At 54.2% G+C, this 16,852-nt stretch carries 13 protein-coding genes and 1 riboswitch; of the genes, 8 read left to right on the forward strand and 5 right to left on the reverse strand.

Features of this window, described 5'->3' with window-relative positions; translation table 11 throughout:
* Window positions 1-13: 13 nt before the first annotated feature.
* The 5 genes from QET40_RS11090 to QET40_RS11110 form a co-directional block, all read right to left on the reverse strand.
* The gene (locus QET40_RS11090; RefSeq protein WP_280127238.1) at window positions 14-922 is read right to left on the reverse strand and encodes a hypothetical protein; all 909 of its coding nucleotides are present in this window, start codon (window positions 920-922) and stop codon (window positions 14-16) included.
* Between the two features lie 173 nt (window positions 923-1,095).
* Window positions 1,096-2,616 carry a proline--tRNA ligase gene (gene proS / locus QET40_RS11095; protein ID WP_280127239.1) on the reverse strand — a complete coding sequence of 507 codons (1,521 nt, stop codon included), beginning with the start codon at window positions 2,614-2,616 and terminating at the stop codon, window positions 1,096-1,098.
* A gap of 23 nt (window positions 2,617-2,639) precedes the next feature.
* Window positions 2,640-3,362 carry a site-2 protease family protein gene (locus QET40_RS11100; protein WP_280127240.1) on the reverse strand — a complete coding sequence of 241 codons (723 nt, stop codon included), beginning with the start codon at window positions 3,360-3,362 and terminating at the stop codon, window positions 2,640-2,642.
* Between the two features lie 220 nt (window positions 3,363-3,582).
* Entirely contained in the window at window positions 3,583-4,770 is a 1,188-nt protein-coding gene (locus tag QET40_RS11105; protein ID WP_280127241.1) for a glycoside hydrolase family 57 protein, read from the reverse strand.
* A 49-nt stretch (window positions 4,771-4,819) separates the two neighbouring features.
* The gene (locus QET40_RS11110) at window positions 4,820-6,121 is read right to left on the reverse strand and encodes a glycosyltransferase (RefSeq protein WP_280127242.1); all 1,302 of its coding nucleotides are present in this window, start codon (window positions 6,119-6,121) and stop codon (window positions 4,820-4,822) included.
* Between the two features lie 210 nt (window positions 6,122-6,331).
* Between QET40_RS11110 and QET40_RS11115 the strand changes: the two genes are divergently transcribed.
* The 8 genes from QET40_RS11115 to QET40_RS11150 all read left to right on the forward strand — a co-directional run bounded on the left by QET40_RS11115 (window position 6,332) and on the right by QET40_RS11150 (window position 16,841).
* Window positions 6,332-8,776, forward strand: a complete 2,445-nt coding sequence (locus QET40_RS11115; RefSeq protein ID WP_280127243.1) for a TIM-barrel domain-containing protein — start codon at window positions 6,332-6,334, stop codon at window positions 8,774-8,776.
* A gap of 45 nt (window positions 8,777-8,821) precedes the next feature.
* Window positions 8,822-8,998 carry a hypothetical protein gene (locus QET40_RS11120; RefSeq protein WP_280127244.1) on the forward strand — a complete coding sequence of 59 codons (177 nt, stop codon included), beginning with the start codon at window positions 8,822-8,824 and terminating at the stop codon, window positions 8,996-8,998.
* Window position 8,999: 1 nt separating this feature from the next.
* Window positions 9,000-10,745, forward strand: coding sequence for a trypsin-like peptidase domain-containing protein (locus tag QET40_RS11125; RefSeq protein WP_280127245.1), 1,746 nt, complete (start codon window positions 9,000-9,002; stop codon window positions 10,743-10,745).
* Window positions 10,742-12,742 (forward strand): alpha amylase C-terminal domain-containing protein, encoded by a 2,001-nt coding sequence (locus QET40_RS11130; RefSeq protein WP_280127246.1) that lies wholly within the window; start codon window positions 10,742-10,744, stop codon window positions 12,740-12,742. Before QET40_RS11125 ends, QET40_RS11130 begins: the two co-directional genes overlap by 4 nt.
* A 98-nt stretch (window positions 12,743-12,840) precedes the next feature.
* A riboswitch (cobalamin riboswitch) is annotated at window positions 12,841-13,042 on the forward strand.
* 233 nt (window positions 13,043-13,275) lie between these two features.
* A complete protein-coding gene (locus QET40_RS11135) occupies window positions 13,276-14,187 on the forward strand; it encodes a sirohydrochlorin cobaltochelatase (protein WP_280127247.1) in 912 nt (303 codons plus the stop codon).
* A gap of 6 nt (window positions 14,188-14,193) precedes the next feature.
* On the forward strand, window positions 14,194-14,898 hold the full coding sequence (gene cobI, locus QET40_RS11140; RefSeq protein ID WP_280127248.1) for a precorrin-2 C(20)-methyltransferase: 705 nt from the start codon (window positions 14,194-14,196) through the stop codon (window positions 14,896-14,898).
* Window positions 14,895-16,160: a hypothetical protein gene (locus QET40_RS11145; protein ID WP_280127249.1), complete on the forward strand. Its 1,266-nt coding sequence runs from the start codon at window positions 14,895-14,897 to the stop codon at window positions 16,158-16,160. The genes cobI and QET40_RS11145 overlap by 4 nt, the downstream gene beginning before the upstream one ends.
* A 15-nt stretch (window positions 16,161-16,175) precedes the next feature.
* A complete protein-coding gene (locus QET40_RS11150) occupies window positions 16,176-16,841 on the forward strand; it encodes a precorrin-8X methylmutase (protein ID WP_280127250.1) in 666 nt (221 codons plus the stop codon).
* Window positions 16,842-16,852 lie beyond the last annotated feature (11 nt).

The following is a 16,852-nucleotide window of genomic DNA, read 5'->3' on the forward strand; positions in this document are numbered from 1 at the left end:
TCTATCGGAATATTTATTGAGCCGCCGAAGCCTTCGCAGCTTGGGCGGCCTTTTTCTTGAGCAACTTATCGTTCTCCTGACGGTGCTTCCCGCGATACAGGAAGTCCGTTGACGCATCCCTTCCTACCGTCCGGTCAATCAATCCGGGAATTTCGTCTTCCGTGTATCCCGCCTTCAATAGGTATTCCTTCACATCGTTATACCTGCCAGGAAAAACATGCACAAGCGTTCTCATAAATTGCGGTTCCATCCATGGAGTCACAGTCTCCACAAAACTATTCCTTTTATTGATAAATGAATTTGTAAAACCTGTCTTCTGCATTTCTTCCGGCATCTGTCGAAATACGACCTCAATTCCAAGGCGCAACCGATCTTTCCTTGGCCTACCCCAAGGATTCGTTTCATGCGCATTCTTGAACTGATTGAGGATGCAAGCATAGTAGGAAAGAATAGTCCGCGTCAATATTTGCTTCTTCAATGATTCCTTAATTTTATTAGAATCATGAAGGTTCATATTAGCGATTGCAAGCGAAGGTGTAGATTGCAATTTAAGCCACAAATCAAAAATTGCATTAAATTCATGATAGTGATAAGTTTCCGATTCTGTTTCCATATATAATTTCGAATCAAACACAGGAAGGCTAGCCAGAAAATAGCAATACCATACAAAATTACGAAATTCCTCATCAATATCCTTATCAGAAGTTATCTTCCGAGGATTTTTAGCACCAAATTCACGCAGTTCCTTGTAATACGATTTATACTTTTTCTCTTTTAATAGATCCAAAAGTTTATCAATAGCGGGATTCTTGACCCGCAATTGAGGAATGCACGCCGGGGATTCCGGGCACACCTCGGCACGCGAAACATAGGCGCCAATTCCTGATAATAAAGCAATCACAAGGATTAATATATTTCTCATTATACTCACCGAATCAGTTCTTCATGCATAATTTCCTGATCATGTATTCCTACGGCAACGGTTCCGTAAAAGTTTCCCATGAAAACCTCGCTCTACATTCCCTAGCAAAAACCCCCATCCATTACCAGAGAACAGATGGGGGTTTTAGAAAATAAAAACAGGGAAAGCGAGGATCAATAACTACGAGCCCAGATCACGCGGCGCGTCGTCGGCTTGCCGGTCAGGATGCACGGGGCTTCCTCTCCTGTCCCCATGGAACCGACAGGAATGCAGCGGATCGAGATACGGAGACGCTTGGCCAGTTCTTCTTCCTGTTCGGGGGAACCGTCCCACGGCACAAGAAGCCAGTCGGCATCCTGTTCTCCGGAGAAGTTGGCTTCCAGCTCCGCCATGCTTGAAGCCCGGCGGATATGAGAATCGCGAAATTCGGTGGCTTTACGGAGCAGGTTCTGCTGGATGTCATCCAACAGGGCCACCATGCCGTCAACGACTTCAGCTTCCGGTTTGAAAACCTTTTCCGACGTGGATTGGTCACGGCGTTGCAAGCAAACCGAACCTTTTTCCAAATCGCGAGGGCCGATTTCAAGGCGGACCGGAACCCCTTTCTTCACCCATTCCCACTTCTTCGTACCACCGCTCAAGTCGCGCTTGTCAACAACAACGCGCAGAGGCTCGCCATGGAAACTTTGGGAGCGCAGCCTGGCCGCCAATTCTTCGCAATGGGCAATCACGGCATCGGCGGTGTCGGCCTTGGGCGTGACCGGGATAATCACCACCTGCTGAGGAGCAACGCGAGGAGGGCAAACGAGGCCATCGTCGTCGGAGTGCGTCATGATCAGGGCGCCGATCATGCGGGTAGAAACGCCCCAGGAGCTCGTCCAGGCAAACTGAACCGTGTTGTCGCGTCCGGTGAAGCTGATGTTCTGAGCCTTGGAGAAATTCTGCCCTAGGAAGTGAGACGTGCCCGCCTGAATGGCCTTGCGATCCTGCACCATCGCTTCCACCGTCAAAGTCATTTCTGCCCCCGGGAAGCGTTCTGCCTCCGTTTTTTCACCGGGAATCGTCGGGATAGCCAGCACGTCGCGCTGGAAATCCTCATACACTTTGTGCATCATCCTGGCTTCGCCGATGGCCTCATCGCGCGTTTCGTGAGCCGTATGCCCTTCTTGCCAAAGGAATTCCGCCGTCCGGAGGAAAATGCGGGGGCGCATCTCCCAGCGCATGACGTTGCACCACTGGTTGATCTTGAGAGGCAAATCACGGTAGCTGGATGTCCAGCGGGCGAAAGCAGCGCCAATGACAGTTTCCGAAGTCGGGCGAATGACAAATTTTTCAGTCAGTTCTCCTTCCGGAATCATGCGGGTTTTACCCGTCGCGGGATCCTTCCGGGCCTGAAGGCGGTGATGAGTCACTACGGCGCATTCCGTGGCGAAACCCTCTGCATGTTCGGCCTCCTTCTCCAAATAGGAGATAGGGATCAACAGCGGGAAATAGGCATTGCTGTGCCCGGTTTCTTTAAACCGACGGTCAAGATCCTTCTGGATCAATTCCCAGATGGCATAGCCCCACGGTTTGATGACCATGCAGCCGCGGACTTCGGAATTTTCCGCCATGTCGGCGGCCTTAATGACTTGCTGATACCATTCCGGGAAATCCTGGGCCCGGGTAGGAGTGATGGCAGTTTGTTGGGACATAGGTGTGTGTGATGGAAAAAGAGTTAAAACGGAGCCCGTTTCATGCCCTGATAATTTTCAAAGGCGAACATAATCATGAAAAAGCCCAGGAGCATGGCTCCCATGTAAAGGAAGGAGAAAGCCCCCAAAATGACGGAAAGAGCCAAGCCAACCTGGTGAAGACGCCTGGGAGACTTCATGTATTCTCCCAGGAACTGGCCGCCGTCGAGAGGATAGATCGGCAACACATTCAACACGGTCCACCAAAAGGATGTAAAAAGGAGACATCCCAGAAAGTACAGTTGAATGCCAACTTGGTCGTCAAAACCCAGGGGTTCAGCCAATTGGAACCCATGCCACGGGGAAAGCGACAAGGCTACTGTGGAAACCCACCAGGCCAACATATTGCCTCCGGTATAAAAAAACAAGATCAGAGCAGCAAGAATACCGGGAATCAGCGACGCCAAAGGACCGGCCAGTATGGACAAGGCCCGGCCATGCTTCCCAAACCGAGGATGAAAATATTGCGTATAGGCTCCGAGGAAAACCATTTCGATCGCCGCAGACGCATTCCCCAACCAACGTCCTGCCAAAGCATGACCCAGTTCATGAATGAGGATCGTCAGGGTTCCGGCAATCATGAACAAGGCGACCATCATCAGATCCGATGAATTGGTAATCCGCAACGCTCCACCCAAAAAAGCCATCCCCAGCCAAAATATGGGCCGGATGCGAATAGGAAAGCCAAAAAGAGTGAATTCAATCATGGGCAGAAATTATCCGAACTCCCACCCCTTTGCCAAGCATGGAACAAGACAGCCGCTCCGACTTCTGCCTCAGGGTGGCATCGAATCACGTTCTGTACCCCGGAATACCGACAAAAAAACAAGATTAGTTCTTTCCGATGCCTCCAACGAAAAAGGGAGGAGACCGTCAGGCCCCCTCCCTTCGTTGCATGATGAATCGGATAAACCGGATGCGTGGAAATCAGACCAGCCGTTCGTTCTTTTTCGCCGCAAGCAGGGCCGCCGTCCTCTTGACGCGGATCTGAAGGTCGGAAAGAGCGTTCATATAATAAATATAGGCATCGAAGGGTGATGCGTACGGCGTAAAGGAATTGCCTTTTTCCATATAATGGAAGTGGTCGGCACTCTGAAGCTTTCTCCAGACATGGGTCAGATCGGCGTCATTGGCCGCTTTGACTGCGCCTTCAAGCCGATAAATTTTCTTAATCGCTTCATCCTGCATGACGTTGCCGTTCCAGTGCGACATGGAACCGAATGTCGAACAAGTCATCTCCCTCGTGCAATTGCAAACTCCGGCAGGTTTGATTTTTTCCGCTACTTCCGTGGGTGTCATAAACGTATTGCCGCGTTCCACACAGTTAAGGATCATCGTCCTCCAGAATTCAAACACTCCTGTAGCGGCATTTTGCCGTTCTCCAAGAGTTTCGTAGTCCATGGAAAGCGTGGTCACAGAACCGGGCTGGTTCGAGAGCCAGTCGGTAAACGTCAACGGGGAAAGAGGATATTCCGACCAGGAGGAATCCGTTCTGCGGTTAGCCAGATCATTGGAAAGCGTCCTATTCCGGAAAATGGTCGTCGTCCGAAACACCTGGGGAGCCAGGAAAACCTCGTTATCCCAGAAATTCTGAAGAACCGTCGGATTGCCATCCGCCAGTATGCCCTTGAATCCCAAGGTTTCCGCCTGTGAGGCAATGGCATTGGAATAGAGCATGCCCGTATTGACCAGAACGGAAGATTCCGTCCCGAAGAGTTTTTTCAACAGATCCCGGTGTTCCTGTACCTGGTCGGCAAATTCCTGGGGAGAATAAACGGAAGCCAGGGAATTGTAATACGGCATGATCATGAACTCCACGCATCCCGTATCGGCCAATTCACGCAAGGATTCGACCAGATCGGGGCGATGGTAGGTGGCCTGTTCCAGAACCACGCCGCTCAAAGCCAGCCCGAATCTGAATTTCCCTTCCGTAAATTCAATGAGCTGCTTCATCAAACGGTTGGCAGGTAAGTAGCAGCGCTCGGAAACAGCGCTCAGAACGCGGCCGTTCAACGCATCGTCTTCATAGAAAGCGTGTTCGCCAATCTTGAAGAAGTCATAAGGAATAAGCCTGTTGGGCTGGTGGGCGGTGAATGTCAGGCAGATGTTGCTCATGGAAGTAGTATCAATAATGAGTTAAGTTCTATGGAAGAAGGAAAAGCTCTCAATCCCGGTGTAACACCTTGTTATAAACCTTGATCACCTTGTCGGCCGCAGCATCCCAGGTGGAAGCCTGAATATCGGCTGCCCCCTGGCGGACGACCTTGTCATAAAGCTCGTCATCCGTAATCAGGGATACGATATGCTGAGCCATCATGTTCACATCCCAGAAATCGGCTTTCAACGCCCCCTTCATCACTTCGGCCACACCGGATTGCTTGGAAATAACGGCAGGAATGTTGAACTGGGCCGCCTCCAGAGCAGACAGGCCGAACGGCTCGGATACGGACGGCATACAGTAAACATCCGTGATGGAAAGCAGGTCGTTGACACGCTTTTTGTTGAGGAAACCCGTAAAATGGAAACGGTCCCCAACTCCCTTGAAAGCTCCCGTTTCAATTAGCTGGCGGAGTTTCTCTCCAGTGCCGGCCATGACGAAACGCACGTTATCCGTCTGTTCCAAAACCTTGGCCGCAATCTGCAGGAAAAATTCCGGCCCTTTCTGCGCGGTCAAACGCCCCAGGAACAAAACCAGTTTTTCAGGAAATTTCTTTTTCCCTCGGAACGCGCATACGGGATCCGCCCCGTTGTGTACCGGGAAAATCTTGCGCGGGTTAATGGCATAATGCCCGCTGACGACCGTACCCGTATATTTACTGACGGGAATCACGGCATCCGCCTGCTCCATGCCGTACTTTTCAATATCGTAAATCCAGCCCCGGGCATCGGCTCCGGCCCGGTCGAACTGCGAGGCATGCACATGAACAACCAGCGGCTTGCCGGTCGCTTTTTTGATTTCTACACCGGCAAGATAGGTCAGCCAGTCGTGTGCGTGGACAACGTCAAAATCATGTTTCAAGGCCAATTTGGCGGCAATCTTGGAAAACTCAATCACCTTCCGAGCCAAATCGCCCGCATACAAATCCTCGGATGACTGGAACAGTCCCAAATCCTCGCGGCTGGTCCTGGAAAAATTGATTTTCCCCTCTTGAGTAAAAACGATGCGATCCTTGGAACCTTCCACCGTCGTGTACGGATCAAGCGCGATCGGAGCGCGCTCCACAAGAGCAAAACTTTCATAAGCATACCGGCGTTCCACGTTTTCCACATCCTCCAGGCTGATGTTATTGATACCCGTCAGTTGGAATCCCTGATAATGAGTCATGAGATCCGCCTTCGGAACAATCACGCTCAACTCAACTTTGGACGCCAATGCCTTGGACAAGCCCAAACAGGCCACACCCAATCCCCCGTTGACCATCGGGGGAAATTCCCAGCCGAGCTCTAATACTCTAATTTTACTCATGGGATCTGTTTTCCTTTTCTTTCTTGGTTTATCTAGGGAAGGCTCATGCAACGCCCACCCTCTTCGAGATTGTATCTAGGATAAAGCAAAGACAACTCTCAGTCTAGCCGTTATTCAAAAAAACTTCAATATGCCGCAATAACTTAATATTCACTAAAACCTTCTTGTCTTCGCAAATTGGAACCAGTAGAATGAGAGAGCGTACCTATTATGTTTTCTTTCTCACAAATCCCCAGAAAGAAACGGACAACCACTACCGCCGCCTCTCTCCTGGACAGTCCGGCCAACGGTGGGGAGATCCGTGACTTTGAGTCGGCCGGCGGTGAATATTCCCTCAGACTCAACATTCTGGAAAGCGGAATCATCCGCATCCGCTATGTTGTCGGCAACCTGCTCGAAGCCTGGCCCAGTTATGCAGTCGATCCCGGATACGTCTCCCAGCCCCTCTCCTTGGAAGAACAGTCCAACAAGACATACCACAGGATATCCACCGGAGATCTCAGAATCACCATCGACAAGGAAACGCTGAAGCTCGCTTTCTATTCCCAGCATGACGGCAAACTCCTCCAGAAAGACGAGTATGGATTCGGCTACGAAATCAACGCCTGGACGGGAGGAAAGAAAAACTGGGTCAGAAAAACCATCCGCCCCAAAGAGTATTTCTTCGGACTAGGAGACAAACCCTGCGATCTTAATCTTCGGGGCAGACGCCTGGAAATGTGGGGAGCCGACCACTACGCCTTCCATGAACACTCCGACCCTCTTTATAAAAACATCCCATTTTTCCTGGGGCTCAGTGAAGGATCCTGCTACGGAATTTTCTACGACAATACGGCAAGGACCTACTTCGACTTCGGAGCAACGGAAGAAAACATCCTTCTCTTCGGCGCCGATCGCGGAATGATGGACTACTACTTTATCCATGCAAAGTCCCCCATCGGCATCATCGCCGCCTATACCCGCTTGACAGGACTTCCCGCCATGCCTCCTTTATGGGCATTAGGCTATCACCAGTCCAAATGGAGTTACTATCCTGAAGACACCGTCATCGAATTGGCAGACAAACTCCGTACAGACAGCATCCCGTGCGATGCCATCCACCTGGACATCCACCACATGGACAAATACGAGAGTTTTTCCTGGGATCCGTCCATGTTTCCCAATCCCGGCCAGCTCATCAATCATCTGGAAGAGGAAGGGATTAAAACCGTCACCATCGTCAACCCCGGCATCAAAATCGACCATCATGCATCTATCTGGCGCTCCGGCTACCAGTTCAACTGTTTCTGCCGGAGACACGACGGTTCCCTGCTGGAAGGCGTTGCGTGGCCGGGGCTGTGCAACTTCCCCGACTATACGGACCCCTACGTCAGGGACTGGTGGGCCGACCTGTTCGAACACGATGTATCGCGACTCGGTATCAGGGGAATATGGACGGACATGAACGAACCGGTCATTTTCCCGGACAAAACATTCCCCGAAGACACCCGGCATTTCTATGACGGCAGGCCGTGCTCGCACACCAAGGCCCACAACGTGTACGGCCATTGCATGGCCATGGCTACCCGCGAAGGCATGTTGCGCTTTGGAGGTAACAGGAGGCCCTTCGTCCTTACCCGTTCCGGGTATGCAGGAATGCAGCGATTCGCCGCAACATGGACAGGCGACAACTGCTCCACGTGGGAACATCTGAAAATGGCTAATTTCCAATGCCAGCGTCTGGCAGCTTCCGGAGTCTCCTTTGCCGGATCCGATACAGGAGGCTTCCTGGAACATCCGTCAGGAGAACTGTTTTGCCGATGGATCCAGCTGGCTGCCTTCCACGTCTTCTTCCGCAACCACTCTTCAGGAGAATACGGAGGTCAGGAACCATGGTGTTTCGGTGAAGAAATCGAAAATTATGTCCGGACAGCCATCGAAGGCCGCTACCGCCTCCTGCCCTATTTCTATACCCAGTTCTACCTGTTCGCCAAGAAGGGCCTGCCCATCATCCGTTCCCTTCCCTTGCAATGTTACCACGATCCGGACACCTATTGGCGCGGGGTCGAATTCTTCGTAGGGGAACACATGTATGTCGTCCCCGTCCTCAATCCTCAAACAGGCGGCTGTTCCCTCTATGTTCCGCCCGGCCACTGGTATTCCTACCGGGACGATGCCAGCCTGGACGGAGTCAAGTCCGATTCATGGCTATCCTGCGACCTGTCCACCATTCCAGTTTTCGTCCGCGGAGGCGCCGTAATCCCGCACTGGCCCGTTCAGCAATTCGTCGGCGAGTTCGAACGCCCGGATTCTCTCCTGGATCTTTGGTGGGCTCCCCATACGGAATGCGAAAGCCACCTGTACGAAGACTCGGGAGACGGATTCGAACACCTGGAAGGCAACTTCACCTTTAGCACATTTTCCTACCGTTCCGAGGCTGACGGATTCAAACTCATCCGCCACCGGGAAGGGGAAGGGAGCGGTTTCCATGCCAGCCAGACCCTCCTCGTCCATGCTCTGCCAGGCATCGCAGGAGAACTCGGTTGCGAAATCGACGGCATACCGGTACCTGTTGCCCATCGTCAGAATGGAGTCGCAGCAATCACCCTGCCGGAAAACTTCTCGGAGCTAACCCTTTCCTGGAAACCTTCCGCAAAAGACGGGGATCATGCATAGAAATCACTGGCATGTTCCCGGTAAATTCATACACTGGCATCAACCATGAGAGATATCATCATCGTCGTCGTAACCTTGGCTGGAATTTTTGCAGGAATTCATTTCTATGACGACCTGATTGCCGCAATAGGCATCCAGGAAAATACGGAGGCCGTAACAACGCTTCCGGACGAACCATCTGCCCCCCCAGCAGAAGATGCGACTCCGGCAGACGTCCAGTAACATGTTTCCCTTTCCCGGCATGCGCTTTCCCTTCCGGCTATTCCTCTGCGCCTGCTGCCTCATCTTGTCCACGGGTGCCCCGGCAGCCGACCAGGCACCGAAGCCCCGGAGTGTTCTTCCCGCAGGAACGCCCGCCGACATAGAGGAATTGAAAACCATCCAGAAAGCCCTACGGGACGCTCTCCCGAAAATCCTCCCTTCCATTGTGGAAATCTACGCTGCCGGCAATCATGGCAGCGGCGTTTTCGTCAACCGCGACGGTTGCATCTACTCAGCAGCCCACGTCACACGCCAACCGGGCACCAAACTCCAGATCACCCTGTCAGGATCAGAACGAATCGAAGGCAGAACCATCATTCAGGATACGGAGACAGACGCCGGGATCGCATTCCTCCCCCCCCCGTTCACTACTTCACGCCCGGCTGTTCCCATCGCGTCGGCTCCACCTGTCGTCGGCGAATGGGTCTTTGCCCTGGGACACCCCGGCGGTTATGATGCCGCCCGTGGCCCGGTCGTCCGTCTGGGGCGTGTCGTGTCCGTCAAGGACGGCATGCTGCAGACGGATTGCAAGGTCATCGGAGGAGACTCCGGAGGCCCCCTCTTCAATATGAAAGGAGAACTCGTCGGCATTCACAGTAAAGTAGGCACCGGACTGGAAGACAACGTCCACATCCCCATAGCCGTCTTTACCGCTTTGCAGGAACAGGCCTCCTCCGAGCCATCGGCTGTCCAGGACTCGACCGGGCTTGAATTCGACAAACGCCTCAATGGTCGCGAAGTTCTCGCTTCCGTCGCTCCCGTGCGGCAGGACATACAAAACGCCAGTGTGGTCTTCTACGACGACCACGACTCCATCGCCTACGGTATCCCCGTCAGCAGTGACGGGGACGTCACGACCAAATCCTCCGAAGTCCCGGAAGGTAAAACCTACCTGGTCCGGGCAGGTAATCAAAGTTACGCCGAAGCTATCTGCATCGCCCGGGATCCCTCCACCGACCTGGCCCTGTTCCATATTCCCGGCATGCAAATGCCGCAGCCCCGTTTCCGGGAAGAACCTCCCCCCATCGGCACGATCGTCGTCAGCAACGGCTCCACAACCAGAAAAGACCGCCGTATCCGCCTCGGCACGGTCGGCGCCACCACGCGTTCCATTCCCCGGAAATCTGATCTGGTCCCTTACATGGGAATTGCTTTCGAACCGCCTTGCAGCATTGCCGAAGTCGTCTCCGGAACCCCCGCCGACCAAGCCGGACTAAAGCCTGGGGATACCGTCATCAGCCTGGCTGGCCATCCCGTCTCCTCTCTGGAAGATCTCGGCCCCGCCATGCAGGACAAAAAGCCGGGAGACGCCCTCCCCATCTCCGTTTCCCGCAAGGGCGCCCGCATTGATGCTACCATGCACCTGGCGGCAAGATCTGCTTTCGTGAAAGACGAAGACGCCCCTGATCCCAACGAAGACATCAACGGACGGGTCAGTTCTCGCCGTGATAATTTTCCGATGGTCATCCAGCACGACACCCCTCTGCAACCCTCCATGGCAGGAGGCCCTCTGATGGACCTCGACGGCAATATCATCGGTCTCAACATCGCCCGTGCCAACCGGGCGGAAACCTTCGCCCTCCCCATCCGCCTCGTTCTGGCAACATACCGGCGCATGAAGCAACAGGCAAAAACTCCATCAAATTCCCCATCGGACGGGATAAGTTCATCGACAAATCCATCTCCACTCCCTACACTGAAACAATGAGAAGACCTCCAATTCCCGGACTCGTCATGGCCGATGGCTGGCTGGCACCCTTCACCCGCCAAATCAAGGACAGACAACGCATGTTCGACTTCCGCCTCAAAGGGATCAGGGAACATTTCGGCACTCTGGAGGAATGTGCCAACGCATACAGGTATTACGGATTCAACCGCGATCCTGAGACCGGAGAATGGATTTATCGCGAATGGGCTCCCGGTGCGAGGGAACTTTATCTCATCGGTGACTTCAACGGCTGGAACCGCACTTCCCACCCGATGACACGCAACAACCGCGGTGTCTGGGAAATCCGCCTGCCCTCCGATTCCCTGATCCACGAACAGAGAGTCAAAGTCCATGTCATCGGAGCCGACGGAGAGAACAAGGACCGTATCCCCGCGTGGATCCATAGAGCCGTTCAAAACCCGGATACCTATGACTTTTCCGGCCAGATATGGGATCCGTCAACACCATACGACTGGCAAACTCCCCAGTTCGACCCCTCGCGCATCGACACACCCATAATCTATGAGGCCCATGTCGGCATGTCGGGGGAAGAAGAACGCATCCACAGCTACCGTGAATTTGCCGACCATGTCCTTCCGCGCATCTCCGACGGCGGGTATAACACCATCCAGCTGATGGCTATCCAGGAACACCCGTATTACGGTTCCTTCGGCTACCATGTCTCCTCCTTTTTCGCACCTTCTTCCAGATTCGGTACACCGGACGATCTCAAGTACCTCATCGACAAGGCACACGGCCTTGGCATTGCCGTCCTCCTCGACATTGTTCACTCCCACGCCGTCAAGAATGAGGCCGAAGGGCTCAGCAACTTCGACGGTTCCGGCGGACAATATTTCCTCTCCGGTCAACGCGGACACCACCCTGACTGGGACTCGTGCTGTTTCGATTACGGACGCAACGAAGTCATTCAGTTCCTCCTCTCCAATGCACGGTGGTGGCTGGATGAATTCCACTTCGACGGATTCCGTTTCGACGGAATCACCTCCATGCTCTACTTCCACCGAGGACATGAACCATTCGACAACCTAGGAGCCTACTTCGGCCCCTCCGTCGACCACGATGCCGTAGCCTACCTTCAACTCGCCAACACCCTCATCCAGTCCGTCAAGCCGGGAGCAATCGTCATCGCGGAAGACATGTCCGGCATGCCCGGACTCTGCCGCCCCATCGACGAAGGAGGCATCGGCTTCACCCATCGCCTCGCCATGGGCATCCCCGACTACTGGATCAAACTCATCAAAGAAAAGAAGGATGAAGAGTGGCGCATGGGCGATATGTGGTACACCCTCTCCAACCGCCGCCATGGCGAACCTCATATCGCCTACTGCGAAAGCCATGACCAGGCCCTTGTCGGCGACAAGACCCTTGCCTTCCGCCTCATGGATGCCGACATGTACTGGTCCATGAGCAAAGATCAGAAAAGCATCGTCGTCGACCGCGGCATCGCCCTGCACAAAATGATCCGCCTCGTTTCCCTCGCCGCCGGCGGTGAAGGCTGGCTCACCTTCATGGGCAATGAATTCGGCCACCCGGAATGGATCGACTTCCCTCGGGAAGGCAACAACTGGTCCTACCAATACTGCCGCCGCCAATGGACGCTTGTCGACAATCCCTCTCTGAAATTCGACTTCCTCCGGGAATTCGATAAAGCCATGGTGCATATGGCGGAACAGAGTCGCCTGCTGACCGTTTCCAACGCCTACCCTCTCAACATCGACGAAACCAACCAAGTGCTCGCCTTCCGCCGGGGCAAATTGATCTTCATCTTCAACTGGTCCGGCGACAAGGCCCTGCCCGACTATCTCCTGCCCGTTGATGAAGAAGGAGAATGGCGCATCATCCTTGACACCGATGATCTCCGCTTTGGCGGATTCGGGCGTCAGGATAACGCCATCCACCACTTCACCGCCAACGGTAAGCTCTCTCTCTACCTCCTTCCGCGCACCGCCATCGTCCTCCAGCGAACGGGAAGGTAAAAACATCTTTGCTCCGAATCATCACCAACCGTCTCAAATGGTTTTCATCATTTGAGACGGCTTTGTTTTTCCTGTAAAGAAGAAAATACCATCCAACACAGTTGACTTGGAGGCATGATTTCTCTATCACTTTCGCCAAGCAACGGGGAATTCCGTGAGAACCGGAAACAGTCGCGCTGCGGTATCGGGTTACGACTCTTCAAGGCGGTCACACGCTTAAGCCAGTCCCGCAAGGGGTGAAGGCGAAGAGAAGAAATGAAGCCCGGAGTCCGAATATCCGTTATGACCACATAGACTATTCAACGCATGATTGATCCAAACACTCTTCTGAAGAAGGGCTTACCTCCTTGTTTCGCCCTGTCGCCGTCACCCTGGGCACAGACTCTACCGCCATCGCTGACGAACCTTGCCGTTGTTGGTTAAGGGCTTTTGCAACCGACATTTTTTTGCTGGGTCTTCACCTCATGATTGAGGGGTTGCCTTGTCTGATTTCTTTATTCGTAAAACACCCGTTCTTTGAATCCCATTTTACCATGATCCTCCGCTTCTTCAAAACCCTTTGCATCCTCGCCACCGCCAGCCTTGGTACTTCCATGCTCCCCGCCCAGACTCCAATCGACCGGGACGGTCTCCTCATCGTCGCCTTCGGAACAAGCCATCAAAAAGCTTTGACGTCCTACACCAGTACGGAGAAAACACTCACAACCTGTTTCCCGGCAGATAAAACATCCTGGGCTTACACCTCCGACATCATCCGCCACAAGATCGCCAAAGAAGGCCGCCCTGTTCCGTCTATCCAGGAAAGCCTTAAAATGCTCTCGGACAAAGGCGTCAAAACCCTCTGCGTCCAGTCGCTCCACATGGCAGCCGGAGAAGAATTCTCCCAAATGGAACGCACGATTCAGCGTTATCTGGAGCACAATCCCGGGGCATTTGAAAAAGTTTTGATCGGTCGCCCCCTGCTGGAAAGCAACCGCGATATGCAGGAAGTGGTCACCGCCATCCTCACGGAGTTCCCTCAGGAACGCAAGGCAGACGAAGCCATTGTTCTGATGGGGCACGGTCAGAAGGAAGGCCGCGCCGACCTCGTGTTCGCTGCCGTGCAAACCGAGCTTCACCGGAAGGATCCCAAGGCATTCCTGGCCACAGTCGAAGGAACAACGGGGTTCGATTCCATCCTTGCCGAACTGAAGAAGCTCCAGAAACAGGGGCTCAAAACCGTATGGCTGGCACCTTTCATGATCGTTGCTGGCGACCACGCCACGAATGACCTCGCCGGAGACGAAGAAGACTCCTGGGCAAGCGTCCTGAAGAAGGAGGGCTTCGAAGTCAAATTGAACCTCAAGGGACTGGGCGAACTGCAAGGCATCCGTAATGTCTTCCTGCGCCACGCCCGCGAAACGACGGACAACATCCTGGTCGTCAAAAAAGGAATGAAAGAATAAACATCTATGCAACTCGGCACATTTTACGGCGTGGGCATCGGCCCCGGAAACCCAGAGTACCTGACGCTTCGCGCCGCAAGGGTTCTCGCGGAAGTAGACATCATCTTCACAGTAACGGGGCCCAACACGGAAACCAGCATTTCGTCCTCCGTTGTCGAATCGCTGGGAGCCATCAAGGGCACCATCGTCCCCCTGCTCTTCTCCATGTCGCGCGACAAGACGGATCGCGAGCTTCACATCGCTGCCAACGCCATGATTATTGCCCAACAGCTGGAGGAAGGCAAAAACTGTGCCTTTGCCACGCTGGGCGACGCCATGACCTACAGCACATTCGGATATATCCTCAAGTTGTTGCAGACACAAATGCCCGGATTGAAGACGGAGGTCGTACCGGGCATTACCTCGTATTGCACGCTCTCTTCACTCTCCCAAACGGTGCTTGTGGAGAATGGTGAAAGCCTGCGCGTCATCCCGGCATTCCGTGCGGAAATGGTCGATCAGCTCGACTTCCCGCCCAATTCAACCACGGTGCTGATGAAAACCTACCGGAGCCGCAATGCTCTCATCCGCAGGGTACTCAATGAACCCGGCACCCGGATCGTCTATGGCGAACGCCTTGGCATGCCCGGACAATTCATCTCCCACAATGGTGAAGAAATCCTGGAACGTCCCGAAGAATACCTCTCCCTGATGATGGTGAAAAAGGCATGAAAAAAGCCTCTCATCTACCCCCCTGGAAACGTCCGTGGCAGTGGTTCTGGCTCGTGCTGGCACTGGCTTCTTCGCTGATTCTGATCCAGACGATGCCGCCCGGCAACAACATGAGGGGAGATGAAATGGACATGCCTTCGCCTGCCGCAGCATCCACAGCGGATTCTCCCAACGTCACCCCCAAAAGGCATGGAAAGGCGGCCTCCAATACCATCGCCACCCCTGCCTCCCCAAAAGCTGAAGGCAGTGAAGGCGGCATGATGAAGAAGCGGCACAGCACCTCTACTACCAACAAAGGATGGTGGAGCAAGGTCGAGCGCAAAGCCTCCGTTATTGGCAAGCTCCTGTTGATGGTGTCTATCGCCGCCATGGTCGGCAGCATTGCGGAAGCACGCAAGTGGCATTTGATTTTCGGCTACATCCTCGGGAGATTCTCGCGCCTGATGCGCCTGCCCGCCATCGTCAGCATCGCCATGCCCACCGCCCTGTATTCCAACACGGCAGCCAACAGCATGCTCGTCAGCAGCCATGCCGAAGGCAAAATCGAACACTCGACGCTGATAGCCGGCGGCATGGCCAACAGCTACCTCTCCTACCTGTCGCACTCCCTGCGCGTTATGTACCCGGTTCTCGGAGCCGTGGGCATCCCCGGCGCACTTTATTTTGGCGGGCAATTCAGCTTCGGCTTCCTCTTCATTCTGGGGGTTCTTCTCTGGCACAGACGCAGGATGGCCGGGAAATCGAATACGGATTCCGATGAAGTAGGCACCACGGATAGCCCCTACGAAGCCCCTCTTTCCTGGGGACAAACCGGGATCAAGACCATCCAGCGCGTCTGTACCCTCCTGTTCCGCATGATGATTCTGACGGTGCCCTTGATGCTCCTGGTAGAATGGATGATGAAAAAAGGCCTGTTCGACTTCTGGGAACAACTCGTGCCTGACTGGGTCAATCGCATCTTCCCGCCCGAATTGATGAGCATCGTCGCCACGCAAATGGGCGGACTCGTCCAGGCCGCCGCCGTCGCCGCCAACCTGCGCGACCACGGAGCCGTAACCAACGCCCAAATCCTGCTGGCCATGTTCGTAGGCAGTGCCATCGGCAACCCCTTCCGCGCCTTGCGCCGCAATCTCCCCTCCGCGCTGGGCATCTTCCCGGCCAGGGAAGCCGTAACGATTGTCGTAGGCATGCAGCTTTCCCGCATCATCGGCGTCATCATCCTCATTGTGGTGACAGCTCTGTTCATCCATTACACCCATTAGTCCATTTCACATACCATGCCTGATTCTCCCCAAGACTACCCGCCCCTGCGTTGGAACCTCAGTGCCACGGAAATCGAAGAGGAAAGTTTCCGCACGATTGAAAGCGAATGCCCGGAAGCGGTCTCCATGCCCCAGCCTCAATGGCGCGTTGCACGCCGCTTGATCCACACGACGGCGGATATGGAGATCATCCGCACGCTGGCATTCCGCCACGCCCCCATCGAATGTGCGCTGGAGGCACTCAAACGCCGTGCCCCCATATTTTGCGACACCAACATGATCCGCGCCGGTATCTCGGTTGATCGCCTCCGACGCCTCAATCCCGCTTATGAACGGGAAGACATCCATTGCTATATCAGCGATCCCGATGTCGTTGCCAAGGCGCGAGCTGCCAACCAGCCCCGCGCCCTCAGTGCCGCCCAAAAAGCCCTGCCTCTGCTGGATGGCGGCATCGTCCTCGTCGGCAATGCTCCGCTATGCCTCGCACGCATCGCACGTTACATTCTGGAGGAAAAGGTGCGTCCAGCCCTCGTCATCGGCATGCCTGTAGGCTTCGTCAATGTCGTGGAGTCCAAGCAGTTGCTCGCCATGTGCGAGGTCCCGCAAATCGTCCTCGAAGGTCGCCGTGGAGGCAGTGCCCTGGCCGTTGCCACACTGCATGCCATTATTGAAAGTGCCTGAAAAGCATTGCT

This window comes from Akkermansia sp. N21169, from assembly GCF_029854675.1.
Taxonomy (GTDB): domain Bacteria; phylum Verrucomicrobiota; class Verrucomicrobiia; order Verrucomicrobiales; family Akkermansiaceae; genus Akkermansia.

Bases quoted from the DNA above. Each gene is read 5' to 3' on its own strand.
- QET40_RS11090 (WP_280127238.1), bottom strand. From the start codon at position 922: ATGAGAAATATATTAATCCTTGTGATTGCTTTATTATCAGGAATTGGC.
- proS (WP_280127239.1), bottom strand. From the start codon at position 2,616: ATGTCCCAACAAACTGCCATCACTCCTACCCGGGCCCAGGATTTCCCG.
- QET40_RS11100 (WP_280127240.1), bottom strand. From the start codon at position 3,362: ATGATTGAATTCACTCTTTTTGGCTTTCCTATTCGCATCCGGCCCATA.
- QET40_RS11105 (WP_280127241.1), bottom strand. From the start codon at position 4,770: ATGAGCAACATCTGCCTGACATTCACCGCCCACCAGCCCAACAGGCTT.
- QET40_RS11110 (WP_280127242.1), bottom strand. From the start codon at position 6,121: ATGAGTAAAATTAGAGTATTAGAGCTCGGCTGGGAATTTCCCCCGATG.
- QET40_RS11115 (WP_280127243.1), top strand. From the start codon at position 6,332: ATGTTTTCTTTCTCACAAATCCCCAGAAAGAAACGGACAACCACTACC.
- QET40_RS11120 (WP_280127244.1), top strand. From the start codon at position 8,822: ATGAGAGATATCATCATCGTCGTCGTAACCTTGGCTGGAATTTTTGCA.
- QET40_RS11125 (WP_280127245.1), top strand. From the start codon at position 9,000: ATGTTTCCCTTTCCCGGCATGCGCTTTCCCTTCCGGCTATTCCTCTGC.
- QET40_RS11130 (WP_280127246.1), top strand. From the start codon at position 10,742: ATGAGAAGACCTCCAATTCCCGGACTCGTCATGGCCGATGGCTGGCTG.
- QET40_RS11135 (WP_280127247.1), top strand. From the start codon at position 13,276: ATGATCCTCCGCTTCTTCAAAACCCTTTGCATCCTCGCCACCGCCAGC.
- cobI (WP_280127248.1), top strand. From the start codon at position 14,194: ATGCAACTCGGCACATTTTACGGCGTGGGCATCGGCCCCGGAAACCCA.
- QET40_RS11145 (WP_280127249.1), top strand. From the start codon at position 14,895: ATGAAAAAAGCCTCTCATCTACCCCCCTGGAAACGTCCGTGGCAGTGG.
- QET40_RS11150 (WP_280127250.1), top strand. From the start codon at position 16,176: ATGCCTGATTCTCCCCAAGACTACCCGCCCCTGCGTTGGAACCTCAGT.